Raw genomic sequence first — 14,639 nt, forward strand, 5'->3', positions numbered from 1 at the left:
AGCGCCGGGCCATGCCCGGCGTCTCTTCCGCTGCGCTCGCCGGGCGTGGCCCGGCGCTACCGGTACTTCGGAACGAACTGCTGCTGCACTGCTTCGGCCAGCTGGTCCGGTGGCAACAGGCCCTGGTCGAGCAGGAAGTTGTTGAACGCCAGGCGGTCGAACTTCGCGCCCAGTGCCAGCTCGGTCTGCATGCGCAGTTCGAGGATGCGGGTGTAGCCGTAGAAGTAGCTGCCCGCCTGGCCCGGCATGCGCACCATGTAGCGGTCCAGTTCCTGGGTGGCCATCGCCTTGGACAGACCCACCTGCTCGATCAGCACGCGCTCGCCGTTGGCACGGTCGGTCAGGCCGAGATTGAGCATCGGGTCCAGCATCGCGCGGGCGGCACGCAACAGGCGGAACTGCAGCGCGATCATCTGCCCGTCCAGCGGCTCGTACGGCACCATCTCCGCCTCGGCATACAGCGCCCAGCCTTCCACGTTCACCGAATTGAACGCGAACATCGTGCGCGCCAGCGACACGCCACGCTCGACCATCGCGGTGAACTGCAGCTCGTGGCCCGGGCGGCCTTCATGCGCGCTCAGCGTCCAGGCCGCCGAACCGAAGTTGAAGTCGTCGTACTGCGCACCCGCACCGGCAGCCGGGTTGCCCAGCGGCAGCACGAAGGTGCCCTGCTGCCCGGTGTTGTTGACCAGCGGCGCAGGCAGGAAGTGCGGTGCCGGGCTGGCAGCGCTTTCGGCGGCCGAGCCCAGGCGCATCTGCATCGCGCGCTGCGGCACGTCGACGATGCGGTGTTCGCGGATCAACGGATCGATGGCATCGATCACCTTGCGGTAGTGGCCTTCAAGCTGGTCATCGGCAATTTTCTCGCCCTTCAGCGCGCGGATCACCGCCACCGGGTCGCTCGGATCACTGACCTTCAGGCCCTTCTCTTTCACCACCAGCGGTGCCAGCTGGCGCATCGCCGAGCGGGTTTCCATGAACTCCAGCTGCGCGCGCTGCATCAGCAGCTTCGGGTCGATATCAATGCCGACCTGCTTGAGCTGGTAGGCGTACAGCGGAGCCGGCAGGCGCGCATCGGCACGTGCCTTCGGCAGCACCTCCTTGCGGGTCCATGCGGCGTAGTCCTTCATCTGTGCGGCAAGCGCCTTCATCGCCTCGTCGGCACCAGTGACCTGGTACTTCTTCAGCAACGACTCGATGCCGGTGATGTAGGTCTCGACGTTGTCCAGCGACTGCTGCACTTCGATCTTCGTCGGCTGCAGCAGCGTGCTGTCCTTCAACCGCTCTTCGTAACGCTGGCGGGCCAGCGTGGTGAACGCGGTGCCGCCCGGCTGCAGGCCCGCATACGCCTTGAGGCGATCGACCGCCTTGGCCCGGCGCTCGGCCGGCACCTGGTCGGACAGCAGCAGGTTGAGGCCGCTGAACACGCTCTGCGGCGCATCACGCCACGGCAGCAGGTACTTCTGGTTGAGCTCGCTGCCTTCGATGCTCTGGTTGGCGGCGGCGATCATGATCTCCAGGTCCTGGCGGACGTTGGGATCCTTCTCGCTGGCCAGCTTGGCCTTCAGTTCGTCGCGGGCCTTGGCCATCGCGGCGCGGTAGCGCTGGTCGTTGTCCGGGCCGAGGTCGGCGACCTTGTCGTCGTAGCCGGGCACGCCGAAGAAGCCGGTCTCCTCGGGCTGGAACGGCCCCTGCGCATCAAGCAGGATCTGCGCCAGTGCATTGCTGCGCGCGACCCAGGCCGGGCTGGCCGGCGTGGAGGCCTTGGCGGCCGGTGCGGCCAGGGCCGGTGGGGCCGACAGCAGCGGGGCGGCGGTCAGGGCCAGGGCGATGGCAAGCGCGATCGGCTTCATGGAGCACTCCAGGACAGGGTTGCCCGCACCCTACGCGCTCACGGCGGTGGCGACAATCGGCCGGAGGTCACGCCATCTACAGCGCTGCCGTCAGCGCGCATTCGCCACGATCGCGACAGGCCTGCAGTTCGCATTCGCCGGCCGCCTCGGCATCATCCAGCGCGCTCAGGTCGAAGGTCTGCTTGTCTTCGGCCAGCACGTACATCACCGGGTAATCCCACACGTCGTCGCTGCGGGTGCCCTTCACGAACAGGCGGCCGTGCGCATGCGGCCCTTCCAGCGCCACGGTCAGGCCGACATCGCGCTCGCCGTTGATGGCGGTCTGCATGCTGCCCAGCGGCAGCGTGCCGGCCTGCAGCGGTTCCCCGAATACCTGCACCAGTTCGACGCTGCAGCCGGCGCGGCGCATGGCCTCGCGCATCGGCGCACTGTCGTGCGCGGCCTCGGTCCAGCGCAGCACGCTCCAGGCGATGGCGCCGCCCAGTGCGGCCAGGAACAGCAGCACCGCCAACGGCATCGCCCAACGCCAATGCCGGCACCACCAGCCGGAAGCCAGGGTGGAGGGAGCAGGAATCGGCGGCGGCAGGGTCATGGGCGGGCTCCTTCCCGGATGATGATCAAGGTTTCAGGCAACGCCCCAGGAAAGCTTCGGCAACGCGGTAGCGATGCAGTGCGTCGGCACCGGACAGGCCGTGCTTGGCACCGGGGTAGGTCATCAGTTCAAACGGCTGGCCGCGCTTCTGCAGCGCGCTCATCAGGCTGGTCGAATTGGTGAACAGCACGTTGTCGTCGGCCATGCCGTGGATCAGCAGCAGCGGCGAGCGCAGGCCCTCGATGTGGGTCAGCACGCGTGCTTCGCGGTAACCGGCGTCGTTGCGCGACGGCAGGTCCATGTAGCGCTCGGTGTAGTGGCTGTCGTACAGGCCCCAATCGGTGACCGGTGCGCCGGCCACGCCACAGGCGTAGCTGTCCGACGCCTTGGCCAGCAGCATCAGGGTCATGTAGCCGCCGTTGGACCAGCCCTGCACGCCGATGCGCGCCGGGTCCACCCACGGCTGCTGCTTCAGCCAGGCCACGCCGCGCAGCTGGTCGGCCACTTCCACTGTGCCCTGCTTGCCATACAGCGCGCCACCGAAGTCACGGCCGCGGCGCGGGGTACCGCGGTTGTCCAGCGAAAACACCACATAGCCCTGCTGGGCCAGGTACTGGTTGAACAGATGGTCGCCACGGCCAGGCCAGCTGTCGGTGACGGTCTGGCTGGCCGGGCCGCCATACACGTACACCGCCACCGGGTAGCGCTTGGCCGGATCAAAGCCTGCCGGCTTGATCACGCTGTAGTTCAGCGGCGTCCTGCCGTCGGCCGCGGTGAGCGTGCCGAATTCGACCGGGCGCTGCGCGTCGCGGTAGCGTGCATACGGATGCTTGGGATCGGCCAGATCGTTCTCGACCAGGGTGGCGATCTTCTCGCCATTGGCGCGGAACAGTTCGATCTGCGGCGGCGTGCTGCTGTTGGACCAGCTGTCCACGTACACGCTGGCGTTGCGCGCGAAGCTGGCGCTGTGCATGCCTGGCGCCTTCGACAGGCGCTGCGGCTGGCCACCCTGCAGCGGGACGGCGTAGATCTGGCTTTCGCGCGCCGATTCGATGCCAGCACGGAAGTACGCCAGGCCGGCCTTTTCATCGACCGCCAGCAGCTCATCCACCGACCAGTTGCCGTGGGTCAGCGCGGTGGCCTTGCCCTTGCTGTCGATGCGGTACAGATGCTGGAAGCCCGTGCGCTCGGACGACCACAGCACGCTGCCGTCATCGAGGAAACGCAGGCTGTTGTGCAGCGGCACCCAGGTCGGGCTGGTCTCGTGGGCCAGCACGCGCTGCTGGTTCGAGGCCAGGGTGACTTCTACCAGGTCGAGCTTTTTCTGGTCGCGCGACTGGCGCTGGAAGCTCAGGTGCTGCGGATCGCGCCAATCGACGCGGGCCAGGTAGATGTCCTGTTCCTTGCCAAGGTCGATCCACTGCGTCTGCGCATGTTCGGCCGGCGAAATCACGCCCAGCTTCACCTGCACGTTGGCATCGCCGGCGGCCGGGTAGCGCTGTTCGATCACATCGGTGCGGTCGGCATAGACCTCGTAACGCTTCTGCACCGGCACCGGGCTTTCATCGATGCGGGCGTAGGCGATGGCCGAATCGTCGGGTGCCCACCAGTAACCGGTATGGCGATCCATCTCCTCGTCGGCGACGAATTCGGCGATACCGTTGCCGATGGTCGTGCTGCCATCCCCGGTCAGCTGCATCTGCTTTCCGCTGGCCAGGTTGATTACCCACAGGTTGCGGCCGCGGATGAAGCTGACGAAGCCGCCCTTGGGCGACAGCTTGGCGTCGGTGGCAAAGCCTTCGCCGTGGGTCAGCTGGCGCACCGCGGCCTTGCCTTCCTGCTTGAGGTCGTACAGGTACAGCTCGCCGCCCAGCGGGAACAGCAGGCGCTGCGCGTCCGGCGACCACTGGTAGTCGACGATGCCGGTCATGGCGGCGATGCGCTGGCGCTCGCGGCGGGCCTTTTCCTCGTCGCTGAGGGTTTCGGTGCCGGGCAGCACCACCTTCGAATCCACCAGCAGGCGGGTCTGGCCGCTGCCGATGTCATAGCTCCACAGGTCCAGCTGGTTGCGGTCGCTGTCCTTGCCGCGCAGGAAGGTCACGCGCGAACCATCCGGCGCCACCTTCGGCTTCATCAGGGTCGGGCCGGACAACGGCAGCGGACCGGTGATGGCTTCCAGGGTGAGTTTTTCAGCGTGGGCGACGGTACTGGTGGCAAGCATGAGGGCGAGCGAGGCGAACAGATGGCGCATGGAGGGTCCCGGCAAACGGCAGGTCCGCCACCGCGACAGGCGCGGGACGGTCAGCGTCCATCCTAACCAAGGCGGTGCAGGAAGACAGCATGACCTTCTGCCCATGGCAGGGACCGAGCAAAGCACATCCGCCGGGCATGGCCCGGCGCTACCGTTGGCGGGCTGGGTAGCGCCGGGCCATGCCCGGCGAGCGCAGCGGCCTGCGCTGAATCCTCAGCGCTTGCCGAACAGGTGCCTGCGCTCTTCGTCGCTGAGCGGCTTGCCTGCGTCCGGGTTGACCTGCTGGCGCAGCGCATAGGCGCGCTGGGTCGCCGGGCGGGCGGCGATGGCCTGGTGCCAGCGCTTGAGGTTCGGGAACGCGTCGAAGTCCGCCGGCAGCTTGTCGTAGGCGCCAACCCACGGGTAGCTGGCCATGTCGGCGATGGTGTACTCCTCGCCGGCCAGGAAGGCGTGCTCGGCCAGGCGCTTGTCCATCACCCCGTGCAGGCGGCGCACTTCATTGTCGTAGCGCTCGATCGCGTACGGGATCTTCTCCGGCGCGTACACATTGAAGTGGCCCATCTGCCCGCTCATCGGGCCCAGCCCGGCCATCTGCCAGAACAGCCATTCCAGGGTGGTGACGCGGCCACGCAGGTCGGCCGGCAGGAAGCGGCCGGTCTTCTCGGCCAGGTACAGCAGGATCGCACCGGACTCGAACACGCTCTGCGGCGCACCGCCGTCGGCCGGGGCGTGGTCGACGATGGCCGGCATCTTGTTGTTGGGGGAAATGGCCAGGAATTCCGGCTTGAACTGGTCCCCCGAACCGATGTTGACCGGATGGATGCGGTACTCCAGGCCGGCTTCTTCCAGCAGCAGGGTCACTTTGTGGCCGTTCGGGGTAGGCCAGTAATACAGGTCGATCATGGCGGCGGCTCTGGGGTACGGAAAGGAACCTGAAGTCTAGTGCGTGCGTTGGCTTGGCACCGTCATGGCGGGCCGGTAACCTCGCCTCTCCCCCGAAACGCAGCATCCTCCGCATGAGTGCAAACCGACCGCTACTGTCCCCGCTGTCCAGCCTGATCTTCGCTACCCGCTGGCTGCAGCTGCCGCTGTACCTGGGTTTGATCGTTGCCCAGTGCGTTTACGTGTTCCTGTTCGGCAAGGAACTGTGGCACCTGATCTCGCACTCGGTGTCGATGGGCGAGCAGCAGATCATGCTGATCGTGCTGGGCCTGATCGACGTGGTGATGATCTCCAACCTGCTGGTGATGGTGATCGTCGGCGGCTATGAAACCTTCGTCTCGCGCCTGCGCCTGGAAGGCCACCCGGACCAGCCGGAATGGCTGAGCCACGTCAACGCCAGCGTGCTGAAGGTGAAGCTGGCGATGGCGATCATCGGCATCTCCTCGATCCATCTGTTGAAGACGTTCATCGCCACCGGCGCGCTGGGCGGTATCCCGCTGTGCACCCCGGAGCAGATGAGCGTGGCTGCCGCCAACATCGGCGTGGCGCGCTGCTCGATGCTGACGGCCGACGGCGTCCTCTGGCAGACCATCATCCACTGCGTGTTCATCCTGTCGGCCATCGGCATCGCGTGGACCGACAAGCTGATGTCCGGCAGCCACGACAAGGCTGAGAGCCACGGCAAGTCTGCCGTCCATTGATCCCAATCCCGGTGGCGGTACCTGTGCCGCCACCGGCCCGCTACGCCTGCCCTTGTGCGCAGGTGAGGCCGGGATGCTAGATTGCACCCTCGCTACAGGCGACGGTGACGCTGGGAAACGTCCCCCGCCACGCCCGGACCTTGCGTCCCGGCCATGCGTATCTACGTTTTTCGTAACGTCGTCTTCTTAGAGGGGAGCAGGATGTCGCACGTCGCAATGATCGCTGCCGCGCGCCGGTGGTTGCCGGTCGCTCTGGCTTTGGCCCTGGCTGCCTGCTCGGGCAAGGATGAAACACCGGCTCCGGCCGCGCAGGGCGCCGCCGCTCCCGCCGCTGCAGCACCAGCCGCACCGGCAGTGGCCGCCAAGGTGCAGTCGATGGGTACCGAGCAGCTGCGCGAATCGGCCAGCCAGGCACTGCGCGAGAACCGCATGTACGCCCCGGCCGGCGACAATGCCATCGAGTACTACCTGGCACTGCGCGACAAGACGCCGGACGATGCCTCGGTGAAGAGCGCGCTGACCGATCTTCTGCCGTACACCCTGATCGCCGCCGAGCAGCATCTGGGCCGCGAGGATTTCACTGAAGCGCAGCGGCTGGTCGCCCTGATCGAAAAGGTCGATGCCTCGGCCCCGGCCCTGCCGCGCCTGAAGGAAGGCCTGACCAAGGGCGTGCAGGTTGCCGCCAAGCGCACCGAAGACGAGACCGAGAAGGTCAAGAAGGACGCTGAAGACCGCACCAAGCAGCTGGCCGAGCAGCAGCGCCTGACCGAACAGCGTGCCAAGGAAGCCGAAGCGGCCAAACAGATTGCTGCGCAGCAGGACGTTGCCCGCCGTGACAGCGAGCGCCAGGAGGCCGAGCGCCAGGCTGCCGCGCGTCGCGATGCCGAGCAGAAGCAGCAGCAGGCCGCTGCGCAGCAGGCCAACGCCGCCCGCCAGGCCGCGACCGCCGCTGCGCCAAGCCTGCGCCCGGTCAGCACGCCAGCCCCGCGTTACCCGGCCGAAGCACTGCGTTCGGGTACCTCCGGCGAAGTCCTGGTGGAGATCACCGTCGGCACCGACGGCTCGGTGACCAATGCGCGCGTACTGCGCGCCACGCCATCGCGTGTCTTCGATCGCGAAGCCCTCAACGCGGTCAAGCGCTGGCGCTTCGAGCCGGTGACGGCCCCGGTCACCACCCGCCGCACGCTGGTGTTCGCACCGGGCGGCTGATGCCCAAGGCGGTAGCGCCGGGCCGCGCCCGGCGGTTCTGGAGCAAGGCCCGGCATGTCCGGGCCTTGTGCGTTTCAGGCTGCGCTGTCGATCAACCGTTGCAGCGCAGGATCACGCGCGGTCAGCACCTGGAACAGGCCCAGCGCGTGCAGCCCGGGCAGCAGGCTGCGCAGATCGGCTTCGGCGGTGGCACGGAGGTCGGCATCACGGGCCGGGTCCTGCCACTCCCGCACGGTGGCGAGAAAGGCGCCGACGCTGCCCTTGCGCACGGTGAGGCCGTTCACCTGCACCTCGTTCCGGTGGTCGGGAAGGATGTCGTGCGGCTGCATGGCGTGCTCCTGAGAGGTGGACGCCCAGTGTCGACGCTCGCCATCGACCGTTCTGCCGTATAACTGCCAATGGATATGGCAGAACAGACATTCCAGACACCACTGATCGACCCTGCGTTGGCTGAGGCCAGCGGCGGGCCGGCCCTGCTCGGCACGCAGCTGGCGATGCCGGGTTCACGGCGCACCGCCCGGCACCAGCACGCGCGCGGGCAACTGCTGGGTGCCCACACCGGCCTGTTGCGGATCGAGGTGGGCGACACCCACTGGCTGCTTCCGGCCGGCCACGTGGCGTGGCTTCCGCCACAGCATCCGCATGCACTTTCCAGCATCGGCAGCTTCGATGGCTGGAGCCTGTACTTCAACAAGGAGTCCTGCGCGGGCCTGCCCACCGCACCGCGCATCTTCCAGCCCAGCGACCTGCTGCAGGTGGCGGTGCCGCGGGCACTGCACTGGTGCGGGCAGGCGTTGGATGCGGGGCAACAGCGCTTGGCTGGGGTGATCATTGATGAGATCGCCGCCGGCACGCCATTGCCGCTGGCACTCCAGCAACCCAGCGACCGCCGCCTGCGCCGCATCGCCGCCGCCCTGGCACGTGCGCCACATGACACCCGCACCGTCGAGGACTGGGCAGTCGCCAGCGGCCTGTCCAGTCGCAGCCTCGCCCGCCGCTGGCAGGCCGAAACGAACATGACCCTGACCCGCTGGCGGCAGCGCCTGCGCGTGCTGCTGGCCCTGCCGCGATTGCTGGCCGGTGAACCCGTCACCACCGTGGCGCTGTCATTGGGCTACGACACGCCCAGCGCCTTCATCGCGGTATTCAAGCGCGAGATGGGAGTGACGCCGGCGCGGTATGCAGACGGAAACGCTTCACAGCGCTGAAATGCACGAGGCCCGGCATGACCGGGCCTCGTGCCACATCCACCGGGCATGGCCCGGCGCTACCGGCTCCACTCAGCCGGAAATCGCCAGCCGCTCGTTGTGGTAGCGGCGCACGGCGGCGAACCACAGCACAGCGGCCAGCGCCAGGCTGGCGCCGAGGTAGATCGCCCAGATGGTCGGGCTGATCACCTCGTGACGGATCACCTTCAGCAGCATCTGGTTCTGCGACAGGAACGGCACCGCGTACTGCCACAGCTCGCTCTTCACCGGGTAAGCCATCAGCGCGTAGCCGGGCAGCATCGGCAGCAGCACCAGCCAGGTCATGTGGCTCTGCGCTTCCTTCATGCTCTTGGCCGCGGCCGAGAGGAAGGTCAGCAACGAGGTGCCGATCAGCAGCATCGGCACCATCACCAGCAGCATCTGCAGCATCGAGCCGATGTTCATGTTGAGCTGCCGGCCGACGTTGCCGGGCGCGATCTGTGCGCTGGCCTTGAACGCGATCAAGGTCAGCAGCAACGAGGCGAACCCGACCACGCAGGCGGCGGCGATCTTGCCGCTGACGATGGCACTGCGCGACCCCGGGGTCGCCAGCAACGGCTCCAGCGATTGCCGTTCGCGCTCGCCGGCGGTGGCATCCATCACCAGGTACGCGCCGCCGATGAACGAGGTCAGCGTCAGCAGCACCGGCAGCAGCATCGACAGCATCATGCCGCGCTTGGCCTCGGCACTGGCCATGTCCTGGGTGGCCACATCCAGCGGTCGTGCAACCTGTGCGTCGACGCCGCGCGCCATCAGCCGCAGCGCACCAACCTGGCCGTTGTAGGTTGCCAGGGCCGCCTGCAGCCGCGCACTGGGCACTTCGGCGGCACGACGGGTGCTGTCACGGATCACTTCCACCAGCGCAGGCTTGCCATCGGCCCAGTCCTTGCCGAACTCAGGGCTGATGCGCAGGGCCACGTCGATCTCCTGCGAGCGGATCGCTTCGGCCAGATCCTTCGGTGCCGGCGCGGCGTTCAATCCCTGCGCCGCCAGGAAGCGCACCAGGTTCGGCGCATTCTCCGCACCGATGGTCGGAATCTGCAGCGGCTGTTCGATCTGGATGCGCACGCGGCTTTCAGCCAGCTTGCCCATGCCCAGGATCAGCAGCGGGTACAGCACGGGGCCGAACAGCAGGGTCAGCAGCAGTGTGCGGCGGTCACGCGAGAGGTCGCGCAGTTCCTTGCGCATCACCGTCATCAGGGTCGACATCATGCTCATGCGTGCAGGCCCTCTTCGCTGCCGATCAGTTTCACGAACGCATCTTCCAGGTTGGGCTCGCCGGACTGCGCGCGCAGTTCATCGGCACTGCCGGCGGCCATCACCGTACCCTTGGCGATGATCACGATGTGGTCACACAGCGCACCGACCTCCTGCATGATGTGGCTGGACAGGATCACGCAGCGCCCTTCCTCGCGCAGGCCCAGCAGGAAGCGGCGCAGCGCGCGGGTGGTCATCACGTCCAGGCCGTTGGTGGGCTCATCAAGGATCACGTTGCGCGGGTCGTGCACCAGCGCGCGGGCAATGGCGGTCTTGGTGCGCTGGCCCTGCGAGAAGCCATCGGTCTGCCGATCGAGGATGTCGGCCATGTCCAGCGCATGGGACAGCACTTCGATGCGTTCGCGGATGCGCGACGCCGACAGGCCATGCAGCTCGCCGAAGTAGGCGATGTTCTCGCGTGCGGTCAGCCGCTTGTAGACGCCACGTGCATCCGGCAGCACGCCGAGGTGGCGACGCACTTCCACCGGATCGCGGGCTGCGTCGATGCCATCGACGGTGATGCTGCCTTCATCGGGCGTCATCAGCGTGTACAGCATGCGCATGGTGGTGGTCTTGCCGGCGCCGTTCGGCCCGAGCAGGCCGGTGATGCGGCCATCCTCGGCGCGGAAGCCGACATCGGCCACCGCCTGGATGCGACCGGTGCGGGTATTGAAGGCCTTGTGCAGGTTGTCGGCGACGATCATGGGGCCCATCCGTTGAACGAGGTGAACGCCGGCACGTAGCTCAGCGTGTCCAGGCAGCTGGCATCCAGCGCCTTGGCATCGGTGGTGTCGATGAACTGGCCGAGCAGGCGTGGCATGCAGCCGGCGGTGAGGGTGCCGTGGCCTTGGCCGCGGGCAACCAGCGCGCGTCCCTTCGGCAGGCCCTTGAGCACCTGTTCGGCGTAACGCGGCGGCGTCACCGGGTCCAGTTCGCCGGACAGCAGCAGCACTGGCAGGTCGCTGTTCAGCGGCACTGCCGCAGCCGCCGCAGCCGGTTGGTGCGGCCACACCGGACAGGCGGCGAAGAACGCGCGCGCCACTTCCGCGCCGACCAGGCTGTCGCTGCTTTCGACCGGCGGCTGGTAGCGCGGAGCATCTTCACTGCAGATCACCGACCACTGCATGCCGCGGTTGATCTGGAAATCCATGCTGCGGGTCGCACCGCGCGCCAGCGACGCCAGTGGTGCATAGCGCCCCTGTGCCGCTTCATCCAGCACCAGCGGCAACAGCGAGGAGTACTGCGGTACGTAGGAGAAGGCGAACGCCAGGCCGACCACGCTGTCCGGGGTCAGCACCTCCTGCCGCGGTGCGTTGGTGCCGGGGTCGCGGTAGTCGACCGTGACCGGCGCGCGGCGCAGGGTTTCCACCACGCTGCGCAGCTGCGCACGGGTGTCGACCGGGAAGCGCTTGCTGCAGACAGCATCCCTGCGGCACTGCTCGGACTGCAGGGTGATCGCGTTGTCGAAGGTCGTGGCGAAATCGCCGCCGACCACCAGCTCGTTCGGTACCACGCCATCGATCACGATGCTGCGGGTGTGCTGCGGGTACGCGGCCGCGTAGCGCTGGGCAACGCGGGTGCCGTACGAGCCACCGACCAGGTTCAGCGTGTTGGCGCCCAGCGCCTGGCGTACCGCGTCCAGATCGGCGATGGCTTCGGCGGTGGTATAGAAGCGCGGGTCGGCACGGCCCTTCAGCGACGCAGCGCAGCGCTCGGCGTACTCGCGCAGCAGCGCCTCGCTGGGCGCAGCGTCTTCATCCATCGGCAGCTCCTTGCCGTCCGCGCCCAGGCAGCTGAGCGGATTGGAGCCGCCGGTGCCGCGCTGGTCGATCAGGAAAATGTCGCGCTGCTTGCGCACCTGGCGCAGTGCCGTATCGACGATGACGGCCACCTCGCTGGCCGCCTGGCCAGGTCCGCCGGCCAGGAAGAACACCGGGTCCGGCAGGCCCGAACCGCTGTTGCCCGACTCCAGCCAGGCCACGCGCAGATCGATCCTGCGGCCATCCGGCCTGCTCCGGTCTTCGGGCACCTGGAACGTCGCGCACTGCGCCTCGACGTTGGCATTGGCGCCTTCGGTGGCCAGCGTGCAGGGGCGGAAATCGATCTGGCCGTAGCGGCGGCTGGGTGTATCGCCCGCGCCGTCGGACCCTGCCTGCGGCGGTGCACTGCAGCCGGCAATCAGCATGCTGGCCAGCAACCCGGCCCGCGCGAAATGGTGTCTTTGCATCGTGCGTGATTCCCCTGGGGATGTTCCTGTCCACCACGACGGTGTGCCGCGGCAGATGTGACCAATCGAATGTGACCCAACTTACACGCGCCGGACGCTGGCGGCGACAGGCGGATGTCCTGGGCCGGCGTCGGCACGGCCACCAGACGGTTGCGACCCTCGGCCTTTGCCCGGTACAGGGCGGTATCGGCCAGCGCGATCAGGTGGCGGAAAATGGCGAGCAGGCGGCCCGTGGCACCGGCAGAATGCGCGCAGAACCAGGAGACACTCCATGCATCCGTGGCAACTCAGTGGCATCGACCACCAGCCGTTCGAGACGCTTTTCGAATCCAGCGACGATGCGCTGGCCGCGCGGGGAATCGTGCGCCGGCGCGCCGGCGACAGCGGCGGCTACCCCTGCAGGGTCAGCCTGACCGACGCGCCTGCCGGTGCAGAACTGCTTCTGCTGCCCTACACACACCTGGCCACGCATTCGCCATACCGCGCCTCGGGCCCGATCTTCGTGCAGCGCGGTGCAACCCGCTGCGTGCTGCCAGCGGGCGTGGTACCTGCCTACGTGCAGCGGCGGCTGATCTCGGTGCGCGCCTATGACAGCGCGGACTTCATGCTGAGCGGCCTGGTCTGCCAGGGCACCGAGGTTGCCACGCACCTGGACCGGCTGTTCGCCGATACAACGGTGGCCTTCGTGCAGCTGCACAACGCAGGACATGGATGCTTTTCGTGCCAGGTGAATCGGGTCGGCCCCCCGCGGCAATGACGTTGCACGGGAACGTGATCGTCGCCGCGCCGCAGGCGTGACCGCCAGCGTGTTCGTTCAGTGTGGCGTGAAGCCTGCGGGAAGGGCTTCACACACGTAGTCACGGATCGGCATTGACGTGGTTTCCCACTGCGTATTGCAGCTCGATACTCGCGGCGGTACCGCTCATCGTCCGTCGCCCGATACGGCGTGGGTGCTGCGGTCACCGCTCCCTTCGACGACCACAAGGATGCGCCATGTCTCTGCGATACACCCCATTGCTGTTGGCCACCGTCTTCGTTGGCGCCGGTGTTGGCGTTGCCGGCAACGCCGCTGCACACGGCACGATGATCACCCCGGTCAGCCGCGTCTATGCCTGCTTCCAGGGCAACCCGGAGAACCCCACCAACCCGGCGTGCGCGGCCGCCAAGGCAGTGGCCGGCTCGCAGGCGTTCTACGACTGGAACGGCATCAACCAGGCCAACGCCAACGGCAACCACCAGGCCGTGGTGCCCGACGGCAAGCTGTGCAGCGGCAACAACCCGACCTTCCGCGGCCTGGACCTGGAGCGCAGCGACTGGCAGACCACACCGATCCAGCCCGATGCGAACGGCAGGTTCACCTTCGTGTTCAAGGCGACCGCCCCGCACGCCACGCGCGACTGGAAGTTCTTCGTCACCCGCGCCGGCTGGCAACCGGGCAGCCCGCTGCGCTGGGCCGATCTGCAGGAATTCTGCTCGCTGGGCAACACGCCGCTGTCGGCCGATGGCACCTACAAGCTGCAGTGCACGCTGCCGCAGCGCAGCGGCCAGCATGTGATCTACAACACCTGGCAGCGCGCCGATTCCACCGAAGCGTTCTATACCTGCATGGACGTGCGCTTTGAAGGCGGCGGCGGTACCACGCCGGTGCCGCAGTGGCAGGATGCCGGGCCGGTGACTGCACGTACCGAGCTGCCGGTGGGCACCACCCTGGCGCTGCGTGTGTTCAATGCCAACGGCAACGACGTGGAACGCGTTGAAGCCACCTTGGCCGCAGGCCAGACCACGCCGGCGCAGTGGCCATTGGCGCTTGCGCGCAAGGTCAACGCCAGTGCCCAGCACGCGCGCGTCGGCGTACTCAGCAACGGCGCGATCACGCCCACCGCCTCGGCCACCGACAACCGCGTGTACCTGAAGGATGGCAATCGCTTCCAGCTGGACACCAAGGTGCCAGATCCGGGTACGCCGTCACCCGGCGGTGATTTCGACCATGTGTATCCGGCCGGTATCGGCAGCTACGTGCCCGGGCAGACCGTGGTGAAGAGCAGCGACGGCAAGCTGTACGCCTGCCGCCCGTTCCCGGAAGGCGCGTGGTGCAACGTCAATGCCGAGGCGTACCGGCCGGGTGTGGGTTCGGCCTGGCGCGATGCCTGGGTGCCGTACTGAGTGACTGAGTGACTGAGCGGGGGCGGCGCGCGCGTGCCGCCCCGCTTCTGCAATGGGGCAGAGGCAGGCCTGCGGGTCCGGCTTGAAGTGTTAACCCGTTCGCGCAGGCACTGCACATCCCGTCGCAGCCTGCAGCTTTTCGGAATCGTTGAATGGTTGGCGCTGTGCATCGTGTGGAGACTCACTGGACCTTCCAC

At 67.5% G+C, this 14,639-nt stretch carries 13 protein-coding genes; 5 read left to right on the top strand and 8 right to left on the bottom strand.

Translation table 11 applies throughout. From position 1 onward, the window contains the following. Nucleotides 1–56: 56 nt before the first annotated feature. From CR918_RS18380 to CR918_RS18395, 4 genes are all read right to left on the bottom strand, one after another. Nucleotides 57–1,853, bottom strand: coding sequence for a DUF885 domain-containing protein (locus tag CR918_RS18380; protein WP_049467778.1), 1,797 nt, complete (start codon nucleotides 1,851–1,853; stop codon nucleotides 57–59). A 76-nt stretch (nucleotides 1,854–1,929) separates the two neighbouring features. Next, nucleotides 1,930–2,445, bottom strand: coding sequence for a cytochrome c oxidase assembly factor Coa1 family protein (locus tag CR918_RS18385; protein ID WP_080149602.1), 516 nt, complete (start codon nucleotides 2,443–2,445; stop codon nucleotides 1,930–1,932). A 25-nt stretch (nucleotides 2,446–2,470) separates the two neighbouring features. Then, the gene (locus CR918_RS18390) at nucleotides 2,471–4,696 is read right to left on the bottom strand and encodes a S9 family peptidase (RefSeq protein ID WP_099844091.1); all 2,226 of its coding nucleotides are present in this window, start codon (nucleotides 4,694–4,696) and stop codon (nucleotides 2,471–2,473) included. A gap of 213 nt (nucleotides 4,697–4,909) precedes the next feature. Then, nucleotides 4,910–5,599 (bottom strand): glutathione binding-like protein, encoded by a 690-nt coding sequence (locus CR918_RS18395; protein ID WP_099844093.1) that lies wholly within the window; start codon nucleotides 5,597–5,599, stop codon nucleotides 4,910–4,912. Nucleotides 5,600–5,712: 113 nt separating this feature from the next. Here CR918_RS18395 and CR918_RS18400 point away from each other — a divergent pair, with 113 nt between their 5' ends. Beyond that, a complete protein-coding gene (locus tag CR918_RS18400; RefSeq protein WP_099844095.1) occupies nucleotides 5,713–6,339 on the top strand; it encodes a TIGR00645 family protein in 627 nt (208 codons plus the stop codon). A 201-nt stretch (nucleotides 6,340–6,540) separates the two neighbouring features. Continuing rightward, nucleotides 6,541–7,548: an energy transducer TonB gene (locus CR918_RS18405; protein ID WP_025877557.1), complete on the top strand. Its 1,008-nt coding sequence runs from the start codon at nucleotides 6,541–6,543 to the stop codon at nucleotides 7,546–7,548. Nucleotides 7,549–7,622: 74 nt separating this feature from the next. On the opposite strand, the gene CR918_RS18410 is transcribed toward CR918_RS18405, so the two are convergent. Continuing rightward, on the bottom strand, nucleotides 7,623–7,877 hold the full coding sequence (locus CR918_RS18410) for a hypothetical protein (protein ID WP_099844097.1): 255 nt from the start codon (nucleotides 7,875–7,877) through the stop codon (nucleotides 7,623–7,625). 75 nt (nucleotides 7,878–7,952) lie between these two features. Between CR918_RS18410 and CR918_RS18415 the strand changes: the two genes are divergently transcribed. Beyond that, nucleotides 7,953–8,756, top strand: a complete 804-nt coding sequence (locus CR918_RS18415; RefSeq protein WP_099844099.1) for an AraC family transcriptional regulator — start codon at nucleotides 7,953–7,955, stop codon at nucleotides 8,754–8,756. Between the two features lie 72 nt (nucleotides 8,757–8,828). On the opposite strand, the gene CR918_RS18420 is transcribed toward CR918_RS18415, so the two are convergent. The 3 genes from CR918_RS18420 to CR918_RS18430 are packed head-to-tail and all read right to left on the bottom strand — an operon-like array spanning nucleotide 8,829 to nucleotide 12,279. Then, nucleotides 8,829–10,013 carry an ABC transporter permease gene (locus CR918_RS18420; protein WP_059065550.1) on the bottom strand — a complete coding sequence of 395 codons (1,185 nt, stop codon included), beginning with the start codon at nucleotides 10,011–10,013 and terminating at the stop codon, nucleotides 8,829–8,831. Further along, the gene (locus tag CR918_RS18425) at nucleotides 10,010–10,756 is read right to left on the bottom strand and encodes an ABC transporter ATP-binding protein (protein ID WP_025877565.1); all 747 of its coding nucleotides are present in this window, start codon (nucleotides 10,754–10,756) and stop codon (nucleotides 10,010–10,012) included. Before CR918_RS18425 ends, CR918_RS18420 begins: the two co-directional genes overlap by 4 nt. Next, entirely contained in the window at nucleotides 10,753–12,279 is a 1,527-nt protein-coding gene (locus tag CR918_RS18430; protein WP_099844101.1) for an alpha/beta hydrolase, read from the bottom strand. Before CR918_RS18430 ends, CR918_RS18425 begins: the two co-directional genes overlap by 4 nt. 271 nt (nucleotides 12,280–12,550) lie before the next feature. On the opposite strand from CR918_RS18430, the gene CR918_RS18440 reads away from it, so the two are divergent. After that, nucleotides 12,551–13,036: a DUF1203 domain-containing protein gene (locus tag CR918_RS18440; protein WP_032952023.1), complete on the top strand. Its 486-nt coding sequence runs from the start codon at nucleotides 12,551–12,553 to the stop codon at nucleotides 13,034–13,036. Between the two features lie 236 nt (nucleotides 13,037–13,272). Further along, a complete protein-coding gene (locus CR918_RS18445; protein WP_025877568.1) occupies nucleotides 13,273–14,442 on the top strand; it encodes a lytic polysaccharide monooxygenase in 1,170 nt (389 codons plus the stop codon). Nucleotides 14,443–14,639: the final 197 nt, after the last annotated feature.

Origin of the sequence: Stenotrophomonas indicatrix (genome assembly GCF_002750975.1) — a bacterium.
Classification (GTDB): domain Bacteria; phylum Pseudomonadota; class Gammaproteobacteria; order Xanthomonadales; family Xanthomonadaceae; genus Stenotrophomonas; species Stenotrophomonas indicatrix.